This is a genomic window from Spirosoma flavus (genome assembly GCF_054778555.1).
In genome coordinates this window covers 528792-546286 of record NZ_BAAGZL010000001.1, presented here as the reverse complement: position 1 = coordinate 546286, position 17495 = coordinate 528792, and the positions used below count along the sequence as shown (strand labels likewise).

Below are 17495 nucleotides of genomic sequence, written 5' to 3'. Positions count from 1 at the left end.
CGTAGTACGATAATATCCTACAACGGGTTGTGAAAATAGCATATTCTATAGCGGTTTATTCCTATTAATTTTGATTGATGCGCTGACACATTCCAAACCGTTACATTACCTCAGCGCAATCGCCCAACTATGCTACGTAAATCGCTTTATATATTCTGTATCAGTTGGTTCTTAGTTGGCAGTATAACCAGCCATGCTCAGCAAAAAGGCCTGGTCAATACGTCGCAAAGCAAGTTCGTTCGGTTGCAGGGCGTCAATATGAGTGACGTTACGTGGACAACGGGATTCTGGGCAGATCGCTTCAAAGTTTGCCGGGACTCGATGGTGCCGCACCTCTGGGATACGTACACCAACGCGAAAGTCAGTCACTCGTTCGAGAATTTTAAAATTGCGGCTGGACTGGCATCAGGAAATGCCAAAGGCCCTTCATTTCACGACGGCGATTTCTACAAAACGCTGGAATCGCTGGCGGGTATGTATGCGTTGACGCACGATAAAAAACTGGACGCCCTGATGGATGATGCCATCGCCGTTATTGGCAAAGCCCAAATGCCTGACGGCTACATTTATACGAAGACCATTATTCAGCAGAAAAAGACCGGTGAGAAGAAGATGTTTGATGGGGCGGCCTTCCGTGATAAGCTCAGTTTCGAGGCTTACAACTTCGGGCATCTGATGACGGCAGCCTGCGTGCATTACCGCGCTACGGGCAAAACCTCATTGCTGAACATCGCGAAAAAAGCGACTGATTTCCTGATCGGTTTTTACAACAACGCTAGTCCCGAACAGGCACGTAACGCCATTTGCCCATCGCACTACATGGGCATTATCGAGATGTACCGCACCACGCAGGAGCCAAAGTATCTGGCTCTGGCTCAGAAGCTTATCGACATTCGCGGCCAGACGGACGGTACCGACGACAACTCCGACCGGGTTCCGTTTCGAAAGATGACTAAGGTAATTGGACACGCGGTTCGGGCTAATTACCTGTTTGCAGGTGCTGCCGACGTATTTGCCGAAACGGGTGATAGTACGCTGCTCGCTACGTTAGATTTAATGTGGGATGATGTAATTCATCGTAAAATGTACGTAACGGGCGGCTGTGGAGCACTTTATGATGGCGTTTCGCCGGAAGGAACTTCCTATAAACCTGACTCCGTGCAGAAAATTCATCAGGCGTACGGGAAGGCGTATCAATTACCAAACCATTCTGCCCATAACGAAACCTGCGCCAACATTGGCAATTTGCTCTGGAACTACCGGATGCTACAAATTACGGGCAAAGCCAAATATGCGGATGTTATGGAACTGGCGCTGTACAACAGCATCCTGTCGGGAATTAGTCTGGACGGAAATAAATTCTTCTATACCAATCCGTTAAGTGCGTCAGATGATTATCCGTATCATATGCGCTGGATGGGCGGCCGGCAGCCTTACATTCGCCTGTCGAATTGCTGCCCGCCGAATACAGTACGTACCGTGGCTGAGGTTAGTAATTATGCGTATAGCGTATCCGACAAAGGTTTATGGCTGAATCTGTTTGGGGCTAATCAACTGACTACTACGTTAAAAGACGGCTCGCCAATCCGACTAACGCAGGAAACAGCCTATCCGTGGGATGGTGCCGTAACGATCAGTCTGGCGCAAGTACCAACCAAACCGTTTTCACTCTTTGTGCGTGTTCCGGGCTGGTGCCAGGGGGCTACAATTAAAGTGAATGGAGTCGCTACGTCCGCTAAAATTCAATCGGGGGAATATGCCGAACTGAACCGAAGCTGGAAAGCGGGTGATAAAGTCGAAATCAACTTGCCGATGCCGGTTAAACTAATCGAAGCAAATCCGCTGGTTGAAGAAGTACGTAATCAGGTAGCGGTAAAACGCGGCCCTGTTGTTTACTGTCTGGAATCGGTTGACAACACCAAGGAGAAAATCACTACGTTAGGACTGTCGACGAAAAACAACCTCAGACCCAAACTCGTAACCATCGAAAATAGCGAACTGATGGCGCTGGAAGGTGATGCGCAACGTATCGACAACACTACGTGGACAAATCAGCTTTATCGGGAAGTGTCGGACAAATCGCCTGCGTCAACACCGGTTCGACTGATTCCCTACTACGCCTGGAGCAACCGAGGACGCTCTGAAATGACCGTCTGGATTCCGTTAGTACGGTGAGTCTACAATATCATCATCTGCTTAATTCTTTATCCAGAAACCACTAAACAAAGCTGACTTTAACCATCAGTCAATTTGCTTTATTAGTAGCTAATACCTGAACCAAGTGCTGTTTATAACCGGCTAATGCCTCTTCATAGTAAGATACGAGCCTGGACCGGCGGGGCTCACTTAAGAAACTCATTTTTACCTGTTGATAGCGCAGGTAAGTAGTCGCAATTACTCCTTCAAGTCGCTGGATGTAGCGCATGGTCCGCTCCTGCCTTGCCCGATGAATCTCCAGCAACCATTGTTGATGAACTGAACGCCAATCAACAGGCTTCAGTAATATCTGTCCCCACTCGGATAGCTCTGACTGAATTATCCCCTGTTCAGTAGTTTCAGCCACTCTACTCACCTCTGTTAACAGATTGATCATCTCCGTTTGCGTAGCAGGATAAGCAAGATCAATCGTCTGATTAGCCACTTTATACAAATACCGCTCGAAAACTTGACTGAAAGATTTACCAACGTGATTCATGATATGGTCTAAATTGAATAGGTTGGATAAAGACCTAGCTGGCAGATAATAACGCTAATTCGAGAAGTCTGTGGGCCTGCTGGTTAAGCTGCCTTAAAGATTGTGTATGATTATCCAGCTGTTCTAATCGGTTGATGACCGATTGGTTATCAATTTGATCAAGGTCAAGCAATAATTTTTCCAGTTCACTTCGCATGGTAATCTGCAAACTCATCAGTTGAGGAACATGGCACTGCCCTATCCAATTCGTTTCATGGCGGGGCGCCTGGTGAATTGAGTCCAGGTAAAGGCTAATTTGATTATACTGACGATATAATTCGGTAGCCGCTGCTGACCAGTTAATCAGGACTTCCTTTAACTTTAAGTTAAGATCAGTCTCTTCATCACCTTTACGCTGACCTTCCATAAAAGCTTTTGTTTAAGATTCTAGCTGCTTACGCGATTAAAAGTTAAACAAAGATAATACCTATGCTATCATATTTACGTCAAAGGTGACAAGAAGTTAATTAGTATGCAATCCGCTTATTGCCTAACTACCGTACGCTATATACGATGGAACTGTAAAAAATTCCTAAAAGCTATTTAAGCATAGTTACAACATCACTCCGCCGGGACTCGGGAGTTACCAGCAGCGATTCAACTTTGCCGTTTTTCAGGACAGCTTCGACGGTAGTGTTGTAGGGCGCGTGAAGCTTAACATGGACGTCCCAGTTTTTGGGCCAGGCCGGAAACAGATAAATTTTTCGGCCATCGGCTTGCAACAGCATTTCCTGCAAACCAATCATCCCCGACCCTCCCCAATTATGATCCGGCGTCCAGTCATAGCCCGGCCCCCAGAAAGCTGGGAACCGACGATCGGAGTCACTCAACTTCAGTAACGTAAGGCGAGCCGCTTCATCAGTCAGGCCTAGCCGAGCCGCGAAAATATTGTCCTGCTTCCAGCCTACATGACTGCGGAATTTCAAGGCGTCGGTATCGTACCGATACGTATTGATAGCCGTATCCAGCCCGGCTTTGCCCAAACCATAAACTCCCCATGGATAAACCGGATAGAGCTGGGGTGTTTCTACGTTGTTGATACGCTCCCAGAGTTTGGCCGGGGCAATTGTCGGATGACCGTCAAACGACCGAAAACTTATCGGCGGAATCCGGCTCAACATGGCTTTCCAAGATTCCCGCTTTTCGGTTGTCAAATACGTACCAGGCAGCTCCAGCAGACGTATCAGCACGGTACGTAGCGCCGAAATGGTTGACGTCGAATTATAGGCCATCTTGTACGTTTCGGCGGCCGAACCCGGATACAAAATCAGTTTTTTATCGCCGTCCAGCGCTTTACTGCCTCGCTTTTTGGCCAGATACTGATAGTGTTCGTCAAAGAAAGTTAAACAGCTTTCCATGAACGGAATATAGCCCGAAATATCCTGACCTGCGTATCGTTCCGTTTCCAGCATCATCAGGCAAAACTCCAGCACCGTATCCCATTCATATTCCAGCCAGGCGTTGTATTCCATGCCTTTATCGTAGCCAGCCGGACGTTTGGTGCCGTATTCCGCGAAGTTGGGTAGACCAAAATTCTCGATCTGTTCCGTGAAACTGGCTCCTTTGTGCTGCCAGTAAACCGCCGTTCGCAACTCTGCATTTTTGAGGACATTCAGGTAAAAATCGAATTGCGGTTTCATCAGAGACCAGTCGCCACTTTTCAGCATCGGCCAGTAAACCAATCGCTGGTTTTGCGCCGTGTGGATACCCCCACCCCAATTGCGGAAGTCGGGCGTATACCTCATTGTCGAATCCGTCAGCGAGGGATCAAACGTAAACAGGCCACCGTTGAATTTAGTCGGATATTTACCGAAGGCATTACAGCCCAGCATGTACCGGAACAATTGATAGTTGCGAGCGACTTGCCACTCAGGCGAATTTGGTGGATTTGTGATGCAGACAAAGCTTTTCGTCCAGAAGTCATTCCACCAGCCCTGCGTTTTTTGCTGCGCCGTTTTTGCTACCTTATCAGCTTCTTTCTGTACGTTTTCCAACCCCCGTTGCCAATCTTCCAACTGGGCGGCTTTGGCTGCATGCAGGTGAACGAGAAGCGAATGCGAACGGGCAGCTTTCGTACTGACCAGTTTCCAGCCCTGAAAATCAGTATCTAAATAACGCCCCTGATACGTACCGGCCGGTTTCATATTTCGGCCTGATAGCCTTCCTCCAAACGTCAGGTCAGCTAGCGGATTGAACAGTTGCGATTTGACCCTATCCAAGCCCTGCTGCTGCACCGTTTCGTCGAAAGCGCTACGTTCCGGGCCATTTCTATGGTAAAAAACCACATCATCACCATTAAATTGAATCGCATCCTTCAGCGTTTTGACTTCGCCCGGCGGGGCCCACTTATACGAATTCGCGTTGTTTTCCTTGCCTTTCGTCACACGATCAACGTAGCGCCAGCTTTCAAAAGAGGCTTCGGCACGTAGCGCTTTATCACTCGATATGTCGACGTGAACGACCGGCCTGAACACATCAACCCAAACCGTAATCTGCGCCGAAAGCCCTGATTTGGTGCCATTAATTGAAACGTGCCCTTTGTTAAGCACCAACTCCTGCCGGAACGTAACGCCTTCATCGAATGGATTGGGAGATAATTTGAGCCGAATGCGCCCGAGTTTCAGTAACGTATTATTGTGGTCGAACGTACCGCTTCGTGATACGTATATCAGTAAATCACCTTTCTCAACCCACACGTTCAGGCCAATATCACCCCCACCACAGGGCATCGATTCTGCTGAATTTTTACTTTGACTCGTCCATACTACGTTATATTGATCTATAGCTGCCGATTGAGCAGAACCACTACGTATACTACTGACAACTAGAATATTGACAAGCAATAAACTATTCCAGAAGTGGCCTGATAAACGATGAAAGATGGAACGTAGCAAGGCTAAAATGGTATAATTAAGAGAGAAAATAGTAGAGCAAGTGAGCAAATTTAGAGAGTAAATTTGTGAAGCTGGACTTGTTTACTTTTCGTCAATCTCCCGAAAGTTCTGACCTTTTGGAACGTAGCACTAGTCAATGAACGCCCGATTTTTCTTCTTTTTAATACTAACCGCTAGTCTTTTACAAGCGACAATTTGCCCCGCTCAGACGGCGAAAGTCCTGTCAACCGATAAGTTAAAAAACTACGTTAGCTACTTTAACTCCGTCGACGAAGAAGCCGTAAAAAACTACGTACCAAACGATCAATCGGCTGACTGGCTGGCTAAAAACATTCCCCTGTTCGACTGCCCCGATACGTTACTGAACAAAGTGTATTACTACCGTTGGTGGGCGTTTCGGAAGCACCTGAAAGAAACGCCCGAGGGGTTTATTTTCACCGAATTCATCACGAAGGTGAACCATGCGGGCAAGTATAACGCGGTCAGTAGTGCCCTGGGGCATCACATTTACGAGGGTCGCTGGCTGCACAACCAAACGTATATGGCCGATTACATTACGTTCTGGCTCTACGTCGATCCAAAGCATACAGTTCAGCGTTTTCACGGCTTCAGCAGTTGGGTCGACGATGCGGTGTATAATCGCTACCTCGTTAATCTTGACAAGTCATTTATTCAGAAAAATCTATCCGCTCTGGACGCCGATTACCGCAAATGGCAGCAGGAAAAACAGTTGCCCTCTGGTTTGTTCTGGCAGTTTGACGTGAAGGATGCGATGGAAGAATCGATCAGTGGCTCGCGGAAAGAGAAAAACCGACGCCCCACCATCAACAGCTATATGTACGGTAATGCAAAAGCGTTAGCGGCCATGGCGGCTTTGGTCGGAAACGATACCCTCCAGCGCCGATACCAGCAGCAGGCGACCGAACTGAAAAAGCTAACGCTGGATAGTTTGTGGAACAAAGAGAACCAATTTTTTGAAGTCAAACACCCAAATGGCGCCTTCGCCAACGTCCGCGAAGCTATTGGATTTATTCCCTGGTATTTCAACCTGCCCAACGACACGCCAGAGTACGCACAACAATGGAATCAGTTAACCGATACCACCGGTTTCGACGCCCCTTGGGGCATTACTACCGCAGAACGTCGGCACCCGCAGTTCCGCACCCATGGGTCCGGGCACAGCTGCGAATGGGACGGCGCTGTCTGGCCATTTGCCACCACCCAAACGTTGAAAGGTCTTTCCAATTTGCTGACTGATTACAAAAACCAGGGCCGGATGACCAAAACGGTTTTTTACAACGAACTACTGAAATACGCCCGGTCGCATACCATGAATGGAACGATTTATTTGGGTGAGTATCAGGATGAAAAAACAGGCGAATGGCTGAAAGGCGATAACCCGAGAAGCAAATTCTACAACCACTCCGGTTTCGCGGATTTGATCATCAACGACCTCGTCGGTCTAAAACCCCGTGCCGATAACGTACTGGAAATCCATCCGCTCATTCCTGTAGATCAGTGGGATTGGTTTTGTCTGGACAACGTACTGTATCACGGAAAAACCCTGACCATTTTGTACGACAAAACCGGAAAAAAGTACAGAAAAGGAAAAGGATTTATCGTCCTGGCCAATGGTAAGCAGGTTGTTAAACGTAGTAAGCTAGAACCTGTAATAGCGCAGTTATAGGGCTGTTACGTAGAGCGCAATCCATTACGCCAACACTCGCCCTTTCTTCAAATACTGCCGCTTGTATTCCAACGGCGTGAGGCCCGTCACTTTTTTGAAATGGCGGTAGAAATTCGATACGTTGTTAAAACCGCAATCGAAACAAATTACCTCGGTTGGTATCTTATCTTCAATCAGCGCGCGGCAGGCGTGACTAATACGTATCTCAATCAGGAAATCGTAATACGTCTTATTGGTCATTAATTTAAAATAGCGACAAAACGACGTAACACTCAGGTTACTGATTGCCGAAATGTCTTCTAACGTAATATCCTGTTTATAATTCGTCAGCGTGTAGTTACAAACCTTATTTAAACGTAGCGTGTCCGACTCATTCGACTGGTAAAAAGCCGCCTGTCCATTCACAATGGATTCGTATTCGTCGGTTTCGGCCAGCGTTTTCAGAATCGAAAGCAGAATAAGAATTTTATCCAGGTTGGTTGCCTCAATGGCCCGACGCATCAGTTCGGCTAATTTTTGATTCGCTTCACCGTTAATCACCATGCCGCTTTTGGCCTTTTCAAAAAGCCTCGGTAACAGATACGCATCGGGCAGTTTCAGCAAATGATCGCCTAAACAACCGGGCAGAAAATGAAGGACAATGATTTCGATGTTTAGATCGGGATCATTCTTAAAATATTCGTCCGCACTACGCCAGGTATGCGGTAAATTCTCGCCCACCAGTACAATCTCGCCGGGGGAAAAATTGCTGATCTTATCGCCAATAAACCGAACGCCTTCCCCCTTGATAATATAGTGCAATTCAAGCTCTGGATGGTAATGCCAGATATTCTTAAAATGCGGCAGGATGTCGTGTCGTGCTGTGTAGGAGGTTTCCAGGTTAGCAGTTACTCTTCGGAATAAGGGCTTCATAACGGGTTTCAGATTCAAAGTCTCACGTTCCAGACGGGCCACTAGCCCAACTGAAACTCAAAATACTCTTCAATCTACAAATCTAAACGAAATATCATTGATTACTCCTATTTAGGCCATGCTAATTTCCTATAATAAATTGACAAAAAAATGCAGTTGTTGCCCCAAAATGTACCATATTTTTGTATGGTGTTATAGAAAAGTATTGTTTAATCTCGGTTTTGTCTGCTTTTAACCGGTATTGACTGAAGCTTCTTGACATAACCAGCCCACACCCCACCGCCCATTTACGCTCTAGTTAAAAACGTGGTTTTAACCTTATCGTATCGATGAATCGTACCCTGAAAAGTTACCTGTTTAGCCTCCTTCTGATCCTTTTCGGAATGGGGTTTTCGTTCGGGCAGGAGCAGCCCAAAGAAGATAAAGACGCGACCTATACGCGGGTCGTCAACGAGCGGGCAAGTAAGATTGTAACGACGCTCGGAATAACCGATGCCGCAAAGGCCGATAAGGTTCAGGAGCTAATCGCGCAACAATACCGGAACCTGAATAACATTCACGAGAGCCGGAAATCTGCTCTGGCTAATCTGACCGACAAAACCGGAAAAGAGGCTGTCGAAACAGAAGCTCAGGCGAAGTTGACGGCTTTGCACAGCAATTACCTTGCGGATATGGAGCGTGTCTTAAGTCCGCAGCAAATTGAGCAGGTAAAAGACGGGATGACCTACGGCGTAGTGCCCATCACGTATAAAGGCTATCAGGCTATGTTACCCGACCTTACCGATGCGCAAAAAACGCAGATTTTAACCTGGCTGACCGAAGCGCGCGAACGGGCTATGGACGAAGGTACGTCGAAAGAAAAGCACGCCATGTTTGGCAAGTATAAAGGACGTATAAATAACTACCTGTCGGCGGCTGGCATCGATATGAAAAAGGCCAGCAAAGAATGGGAAGAACGTATTGCCCGAGAAGCGAAAAAGTAATTTTAACTACCTCATTATCCATTGTTCAATAACGATTTCTCTTTGTCTTAACTTTTAATTGGACACGCCATGACGTTGGCTTTGCACACGCAGAAACAAAAACTTTTAACCAGTACGGTAAAGCTGGTTTGCGCGCTGATTTTGGCCGGACTCACGGAAGATATGTGTTTCGCTGAAACAGGGAGCCTGGTCACCATTAAGTCGTCGGCGAAAGGGGCACCATTGGAGAATATTACCGGAACGGTAAAAGATGCCAAAGGCGAGCCGCTGCCAGGGGTGAACGTACTAATAAAAGGGACCAAAACCGGAACGGTTTCGGACATAAAAGGTATGTTCCGACTGAATCTCCCAACCGGCAACGAAACCCTGATTTTCAGCTACATCGGCTTTAAAACACAGGAAGTTCCGGTAGCTGGCAAAACCTCGCTGACGATTCAGTTGGAAGAAGACGCGGCCGCCCTTGGCGAAGTGGTGGTTGTGGGTTATGGTACGCAGAAGAAAGTAAGTCTCACCGGGGCCGTTGCCACCGTTGATATGAAGTCGGTTCAGGATTTGCCCGTGAACAATTTGTCGGCGGTACTGACGGGTCAATTGCCCGGCGTTGGCGTTTCGGGAGGAACCAGCCGTCCGGGCGATAATGCGCAGATTACGGTACGTAACCCAATCATCTTATCGAAGGATGGGGGAACGTTACGTCCGTTGTATGTCATTGATAATGTGATACGTTCGGAAGATGATTTCAATACGCTCGACGTATCGGAAGTCGAAGCTATTTCGGTACTGAAAGATGCCGCGGCTGCTATTTATGGGGCTCGTTCCAACCAAGGTGTAGTGGTTATTACGACCAAACGTGGGAAAGTTGGTGCGCCTAAGTTTAGTTATAGCGGTTCAACGGGGATCTCCAGTGCTACGTTACCCAAAATGATGAACGGGGTTCAGCAGGCGACATATATGAACGATCTGAACTACGCATCGGGAAAAACAGCTACCGACCCACTTATCTACACGCCCGACGAACTGGCCTATTTTCAGAACAACAACACCGACTGGCTACGGACAGCCTGGAAACCATCGACGGTGCAGCGTCATGCGCTGAACGTAAGCGGTGGCAACGAAAAGGCTACGTATTTCGCTGGTGTTTCCTATAACGGGCAGAATGCCAACTTCGATAACATCAATTTCGATAAATGGACATTCCGTGCCAGCGCCGACATGCAGGTGACCCGAGGGCTGAAAGCGGCTCTCTCGGTGAGCAGCTACATCGGTAACAAGCGCATGTATTACCTGAAACAGGGCGGTGAAAACGCGGACAATGACATGAAAAGTCTGCTCTACACGCCCCAATTTAACCCGCCTTACGTTAATGGATTGCCAGTGCTCTTGTCGAATAACAGCAACACAAATACCGTTGATGCTTTCCACTTCTTTGAGGTACAAAATTCGGACAACTATACGCAGACACGTAGCACCGGCCTCAACGTAACGGCCAACCTGGACTACGAGATTCCTGGCGTGAAAGGACTGAAAGCTAGAGTGCTCTATAGCCGTACGTTCGACAATAGCTTCGGTAAACAATACGGCACTAAATACAATGTATACAGTTTCTCGATGCTTGGCGATCACAAACACATCTACGGCGGAGACGTATTGAAACCGGTCACGCTGAACAATGGTGATCGGGTGCGGGTCAACCCCGGTTATATCGATACGTATCAGTTGAATGGCTATCTGAATTATGATCGCCAGTTTGGCAAACACCAGTTGTCGGCCATCGCTTTCTTCGAGCAATCGGAAACGCACGCTGACAACGTAGCGGCTATGGCTGAGGGTGTTATCATCGGCGGGCTGGATAACATGCGGTACGCAATCGGTACGCAGACGACCTCGGAAACAGAAACGGAAGTGGGTTTCCTGTCGTATGCCGGACGTATCAATTATAGCTACGCGAATAAGTACCTGTTTGAAACGGCCATCCGCTACGATGCCTCGACCAAATTTGCGCCTGAATACCGCTGGGGACTTTTCCCGTCATTTTCTGCGGGCTGGGTTGTTTCCGAAGAGCCTTTTTTCCGCAACAATGTTCGCGGTATTGATTTCCTGAAACTGCGTGGTTCACTGGGTTTTCTGGGGGGTGATGCAACCAAAGCCTATAACTGGCTGACCAGCTATTCCATCCAGACCGGTAAAGGAGCCGTGTTTGGCGGTAATGCAGATCGCCCGCTGGTAGTCACGCCGAACAATGCGATGGCAAACCGTCAGGCTCGTTGGGATGACAACACGAAGTATAACATCGGTCTGGATGCGCAATTCCTGAAAAACCGCCTGTCGTTCACCATGGACTGGTTTTACGACCATCGGTACAACATGCTAACCGCCCTGACCTCGTCGGTTCCACTCATCGTTGGCGCGAATTTGCCTTCTGAAAACTACGCCATTGTCGATGGTTTCGGAACGGAAATTTCGCTGGGCTGGAACGATAAAATCAACAATGACTGGTCGTATAAAGTGAATGCATTCCTGAGCTGGAGCGATAACAAGCAGATCAAAATTGACGTCGACAAAGGCAAAATCGGCACTTACGAAGACCCAATCGGCAAATCGTCGGATATGGGCGTGCAAGGCTATAAGTATGCGGGCATGTTCCGCACGCAACAGGACGTAGAAGCGTATCTGGCCACCCATCCGGGCTACACGCTTTTCGGTGCTGCACCCAAACCCGGTATGCTTTACTATGAAGACGTTCGCGGCCCGAAAGATGCATCTGGCCAGTATACCGCGCCCGATGGTAAAATCACCGACGCCGACATGCAGTTCCTGACCAGAAAAGCCAGCAATCACTACGGGTTCGGTTTCAATTTCAGTACCTCCTACAGAAACCTGTCGGTGGCAGCTGTGATCAGTGGTTCGTTTGGCGGGCAGGACGTAGTGGAATCAACGGCCCGCAATCAGGGGACGTCAACCGCTAACCGGCCTATTTTCTGGGCCGATCACTGGACGCCGGAGAATCCGAACGCTACGTATCCGAGCCCCTATTACAAAGACACGTATCAGGTAACATCCGATTACTGGTTTCGCTCTTCGACACAGGTGGCGGTACGTAATTTCAACATTTCGTATGGTCTGCCCGCCACGATTGCCAGTAAGCTGAGATTGAGCACTGTTCGGGTGTATCTGGTAGCTACCAACCCGCTCAATTTGTATAATCCTTACGATTACAAAGCGTATTCAGGTAGCTATGATGCGTATCCGGTACTACGTTCCTATTCGATCGGTTTAAATCTTGGCCTTTGAAAATCCGACTGATACTCATGAAAGTAACTCATAAATTTCTCCTCACCTTTTGCGCACCGCTTGCTTTGACCGGTTGCATGAAAGTGCTCGATAAAACCGATTTGAATTCAACGAGTGGCGATCTGATTTTCAAAGATTCGACGCTTACGCAGATGAATCTCGATTACATCTACGATCAGAATCTGCCAGCCGGTATTCCGACGCTTGGCCCCAATACGCCAAGCATTACCACCCTGACCGATGAATCGTTTGGCGAAAGTAAACTGCTGGAAGGCTCGTTGCTGGTGAATGAAGTTGGCGATTTTGGTACCAAGCTCGATCCCACCAATAACTATGGTAAGATCCGGGTAATCAACATGTTCCTGAGCGATGTAAAGAATGGTACATTACCTCAGTTTACGAAGAATAAACTCCGTTCTCAGGCGCAGTTTTTCCGGGCGTGGCGCTACTTCGATCTGGTACGTCTTTATGGTGGTGTTCCGCTCGTGCTGACTCCGCTGGCGGCTGTAGGTGTCGAAGCGCGTGAAGCCGCGTTTATACCCAGAAATACGACGGCCGAAACCTTTGCCCAGATTATAAAAGACCTTGATTCGACCATTGCTTCGGTACCGGGCCGCTGGACTTCGGCGAGCGATTGGGGACGTATCACAAAAGGGGCTGCTGCTGCTTTCAAAGGCAGAGTATTATTAACTGCTGCCAGCCCGCAGTTTAATCCAAGCGATGACGTAGCAAAATGGCAGGCTTCGTACGATGCCAATAAACAGGCATACGATTTACTGACGACCAACGGCTTCGGGCTGCACGCGTCGTTCGACCAACTTTGGTTTCAGGAAGTTAACAACCCCGAAGCCGTGCTGATTACTGGCTACAACACCGCTACAGGCGATCAGACTCGGAAAAACAACGGCTACGATAACGCAACGCGGCCTTCGTACGCGGGCACTGGCGGAGGGTCGAACCAACCTTCCTGGGAGATGGTGAAAGCCTTCCCGATGTTGGACGGCAAGAAACCCGGCGAATCGACGAAATACACGTACAAAGATCAGCTATTCTACAAAAACCGCGATCCCCGTTTCGACAAAACGATTGCGTACAATGGCGTAAACTGGCCTCTGAATGGCAACACGGCTAATAAAGTATGGACGTACTACGTAGGGGGTAAAACCGTAGAAGCCAAAGCCTCGAACACCGGATTTTATACGCGCAAAGCGATTAATCCGACCGTATCAATCGGCGATGCGCAATATTCGGGTACCGACTGGATCGAAATTCGGTTTGCCGAAGTGTTGCTGAATCTGGCCGAAAGTGCTACGGGTATCAACAAACTAGACGAAGCCTACACGCAATTGAAAGCCGTTCGCAAACGGGCCGGTATCGAAGCCGGAACCGACGGTCTGTATGGCCTGAAAGCCAACATGACCCGCGCCGAACTATTCGATGCGATTCTGTACGAGCGGCAAATTGAATTTGCGTTCGAAGGCAAGCGTTTCTGGGATTTGCGTCGCTGGAAACTGATCGAAAAAACGCTGAACGGTACCCGCCGGACGGGCGTAACAATCAATCTGAAAACGACGGGCGTTCCCGCTGATTTCGCGACGAACCGGGATAATGTGAATCTGGATGTGGCTTATACCGATTATTTTACGCTGGTATTCAAGCAACTAGACACGAAATACGCAATCAACTGGAAGCCGGAATATTACTACTTCCCGATCCCGCAGAGCGCCATCGACAACAACCCCAAACTGATTCAGAATACGACCTGGGGCGGTGCATTTGACCCCTTGAAATAGAACAGAGTAAGAGTAAACCGATTGCTTTCACCCTGCTTACCTTGTGTAGTTTCTACCGGGTAGGCAGGGTTGATTTTTTGTAGAATTTATGAACTGCTGTTTGCCCCGTTAAGAAGTTGCTTGCGTTAACAACTCGTCGCGTAGCGACCAAATGTTTGTAGAAAAAACGATCAAAAGCCACGTTCCGTCGCGTAGTGACCTAACAAAACGGCACTCATGGGTTTGGTCGCTACGCGACGGAGGTTAATGGGGCAGGGCACTTTTGCTATAAACATTAGGTCGCTACGCGACGATTCGTTAGCACGAATAACATTGAAGAGAACAGCATCGCAGAATTTACAACACTTTCAACGCCCCATCCAACTTATACGTTTTCCCTTTTTCGGTCCTCAGACTCACTTGCTTACCGCCATAACGTAGCACGCAGGGTTGCCCCGCTTTCGACGTAACGTCAACGCCTGTTAGTTGCCCATTTTGCCAGCGGATATTCATCACAAAACCGCCTTGGGCACAAATGCCGTTGATGTGGCCAGTTGGCAACTCAGAAGGTAGCGCAGGCAGCAAATCAATCGTTTTACCCTGACTTTGTAGAATCATTTCGGCAATACCGCTAGAGCCACCAAAATTACCGTCAATCTGGAACGGTGGGTGCGCATCGAACAGGTTGGGATACGAACCTCCGCCTACAGTGCCTTCAGGTAAGATAGCGGGGCGAAAAAGCAGTTTGAGCATGTTATACGCATGATTTCCATCGCGAAACCGCGCCCAGAAATTGATTTTCCAGGCCAGACTCCAGCCTGTTCCTTCGTCTCCCCGTTCCAGCAGCGATTGTTTGGCAGCTTTCATCAAATCAGGTGTTTCGTCAAACGTAATATCGGTGCCGGGGTGGACGCCCCAGAGATGTGATACGTGCCGGTGATGATCCTTAGGGTCGTCGACGTCCTGAATCCATTCCTGCAACTGGCCATGCTTACCAATTTGATTTGGCGCAATCTGAGCATACATCGTTTTCAACGTATCCCGGAACGTAGCATCCGTGTTCAGGACTTCGCTGGCGGCCATGCAATTCTTGAACAAATCACGGATGATTTGATGGTCCATTGTTGGTCCAGCCACCAATCCGCCGTGTTCAGGGGAGTTGGATGGCGTACTGATGAGCCAGCCCGTTTTTGGATCTTTTACCAGAAAATCCACGAAGAACTGAGCCGCTTCTTTCATGACTGGATAAGCCCGTTTTTGCAGAAATTCCTTGTCTTGTGAATAGCGATAATGCTCCCACAAATGATGCGCAACCCAGGCCCCGCCCGTCACCCAAATACCGTGATTCGACGCATTGATTGGAGCCGTTCCACGCCATAAATCGGTGTTATGATGGAGCACCCAGCCACGCGCATTGTAATGCGCCTTCGCCGTTTCACGTCCTGTTTCAACCATTTCCTCAATCGCTTTAAATAATGGCTCGTGGCAGGCCGCCAGATTGAGCATTTCGGCTGGCCAGTAATTCATTTCCAGATTGATATTCGTGGTGTATTTACTACCCCAGGGCGGTGTCAGCAAATCGTTCCAGATACCCTGCAAATTAGCCGGTTGATTCCCCGGTCGCGAACTCGAAATCAATAAATAGCGGCCATATTGAACATACAAAGCCGCCAGCGCGGGGTCCGATGATTGTTCGAAACGCTTCAGTCGTTCATCAGTCGGCAATTGCTCGTTTGGCGAGTGGCCTAAATCCAGCGACAACGTATTGAAATAGGATTGGTAATCGCGCACATGAGCCGCTTTGACAACCTCGAACGTTTTAGAACGTAGCGCCTGCATAGGCTGCTGGTTCATCATGGCTGGGTCGCCCGATACGTTCTTGTAGTTTTTAAAATTGGTTCCTGCCGTTACGTACAAGGTTGCTACGTCGGCACCCGAAACGATAAGCTTATTTCCCGAAACACTGATCTGGCCTTTTTGAGTTTGAATACGTAGCAAACTCTCTCCCCGCAGCGCTCCGTTACGCACCTGTACAGACAACGCAATCGTCTGACCATCAATTTTCCGAACCGAAAAACCTCTATGCGGACTCGTGAACGTAGCGTCAAAACTAATTTTTCCCGGCTGACTGGCAGTTAGATGAATGGTCATTACCTGATCAGGCGCACTAACCAGATATTCGCGGGTGAAATTCACACCATTAGCCAAATACGTAACACGGGAAGTCGCTGTCGTTATATCCAGTTCGCGACGATAATTTGCTACGTTACTCTGCCCTTTGACATTCAGCCAAAGGTCGCCAAACGGTTGATAATCGGCCTGATAGCGAGGAGAAGCTGGTGGGTTGTCATCCTGAATCCAGTATTTGAATGGCTGACTCAGCGGTACGCCTTCTGTGGGTTTACTGCCTTCGGGATAAACTACAAATGTCGGCTGGCTGGTTTTAACACCGATGAAACCGCCTTTATCGAACAGATTAATGACCTGAATCGTCAATTGATTTTTGCCCGCGCGTAATTTGGCTGCCGGAATCTTATAACGCCGGTTTTTGGCGATACCTTCATCAGAGCCAACCAGTTCGCCATTCAGGTACGTAAAATCCTGATCGCGAATACGCCCCATGTCGAGCACTACGTCCTTTCCTGCCCAGGTTGCGGGTAAATCGAACGTAGTATGAAACCAGATCGCTCCGTCAAGCCCTTCCAGTCCTGCTTTCTCCCAACCCTCCGCAGTCGGAACGGTCATGGTTTTCCAGGAACGGTCATCGAACGTAGCAGAAGCCGGATTTCCTTTCCCGTTGCTCACATTCCGAACACGTTCAAACCAAGCCGTTTTTTTCTGTGCGTAACCGTCTTCGTTACTCTGCCGACCCATGAATTTTTCCTGCGCCAGCTTTTCGGCTTCAGCTTGTTTCCCTTCGGCCAGTAACTGGCGAATCTGCGGAAGGTATTTGCTCGCACCTTCTCGGTGATAATCACGTGGCCCGCCCGTCCAAAGGGTTTCTTCGTTGAACTGAATATGATCGGTTTCGACACCACCAAACACCATTCCGCCCAATCGACCATTGCCAATCGGCAAAGCCTCAACCCATTGGTTTGCTGGCTGTTTATACCAGAGCATAAGGGATTGTTTGGCCGGTGGTTGCCCCTGTGCGCTACGTATCAGACAGGGAAGAAAAGTCAGTAAAAGTAAAGCAAGGCGAGTCATAGGAATATACCTAAA

Annotated in this window: 10 protein-coding genes; 5 read left to right on the top strand and 5 right to left on the bottom strand. The window is 48.5% G+C overall.

What is annotated here, in order from left to right; genetic code table 11:
* The first annotated feature begins 129 nt into the window (after nt 1-129).
* Nucleotides 130-2175, top strand: a complete 2046-nt coding sequence (locus tag ACYVF1_RS02100) for an aceric acid hydrolase (protein ID WP_461075126.1) — start codon at nt 130-132, stop codon at nt 2173-2175.
* A 70-nt stretch (nt 2176-2245) separates the two neighbouring features.
* On the opposite strand, the gene ACYVF1_RS02095 is transcribed toward ACYVF1_RS02100, so the two are convergent.
* The 3 genes from ACYVF1_RS02095 to ACYVF1_RS02085 form a co-directional block, all read right to left on the bottom strand.
* Entirely contained in the window at nt 2246-2695 is a 450-nt protein-coding gene (locus tag ACYVF1_RS02095; protein ID WP_461075124.1) for a hypothetical protein, read from the bottom strand.
* Nucleotides 2696-2729: 34 nt separating this feature from the next.
* Nucleotides 2730-3101: a hypothetical protein gene (locus tag ACYVF1_RS02090; protein WP_461075122.1), complete on the bottom strand. Its 372-nt coding sequence runs from the start codon at nt 3099-3101 to the stop codon at nt 2730-2732.
* 172 nt (nt 3102-3273) lie between these two features.
* Nucleotides 3274-5628, bottom strand: a complete 2355-nt coding sequence (locus ACYVF1_RS02085) for a DUF5703 domain-containing protein (RefSeq protein WP_461075120.1) — start codon at nt 5626-5628, stop codon at nt 3274-3276.
* Between the two features lie 136 nt (nt 5629-5764).
* Here ACYVF1_RS02085 and ACYVF1_RS02080 point away from each other — a divergent pair, with 136 nt between their 5' ends.
* Complete coding sequence (locus ACYVF1_RS02080; RefSeq protein ID WP_461075118.1) at nt 5765-7315, top strand: MGH1-like glycoside hydrolase domain-containing protein; 1551 nt, start codon at nt 5765-5767, stop codon at nt 7313-7315.
* A 24-nt stretch (nt 7316-7339) separates the two neighbouring features.
* Here the strand turns inward: ACYVF1_RS02080 and ACYVF1_RS02075 are convergent, their stop codons facing one another.
* Complete coding sequence (locus ACYVF1_RS02075; RefSeq protein WP_461075116.1) at nt 7340-8227, bottom strand: AraC family transcriptional regulator; 888 nt, start codon at nt 8225-8227, stop codon at nt 7340-7342.
* 329 nt (nt 8228-8556) lie between these two features.
* Here ACYVF1_RS02075 and ACYVF1_RS02070 point away from each other — a divergent pair, with 329 nt between their 5' ends.
* The 3 genes from ACYVF1_RS02070 (at nt 8557) to ACYVF1_RS02060 (ending at nt 14294) form a co-directional block, all read left to right on the top strand.
* Nucleotides 8557-9210: a DUF3826 domain-containing protein gene (locus ACYVF1_RS02070; RefSeq protein WP_461075114.1), complete on the top strand. Its 654-nt coding sequence runs from the start codon at nt 8557-8559 to the stop codon at nt 9208-9210.
* A 69-nt stretch (nt 9211-9279) separates the two neighbouring features.
* Nucleotides 9280-12501 carry a SusC/RagA family TonB-linked outer membrane protein gene (locus ACYVF1_RS02065; RefSeq protein ID WP_461075112.1) on the top strand — a complete coding sequence of 1074 codons (3222 nt, stop codon included), beginning with the start codon at nt 9280-9282 and terminating at the stop codon, nt 12499-12501.
* A gap of 17 nt (nt 12502-12518) precedes the next feature.
* Nucleotides 12519-14294: a RagB/SusD family nutrient uptake outer membrane protein gene (locus ACYVF1_RS02060; RefSeq protein WP_461075110.1), complete on the top strand. Its 1776-nt coding sequence runs from the start codon at nt 12519-12521 to the stop codon at nt 14292-14294.
* Between the two features lie 336 nt (nt 14295-14630).
* On the opposite strand, the gene ACYVF1_RS02055 is transcribed toward ACYVF1_RS02060, so the two are convergent.
* Nucleotides 14631-17480 carry a glycoside hydrolase family 95 protein gene (locus tag ACYVF1_RS02055; protein WP_461075108.1) on the bottom strand — a complete coding sequence of 950 codons (2850 nt, stop codon included), beginning with the start codon at nt 17478-17480 and terminating at the stop codon, nt 14631-14633.
* Nucleotides 17481-17495: the final 15 nt, after the last annotated feature.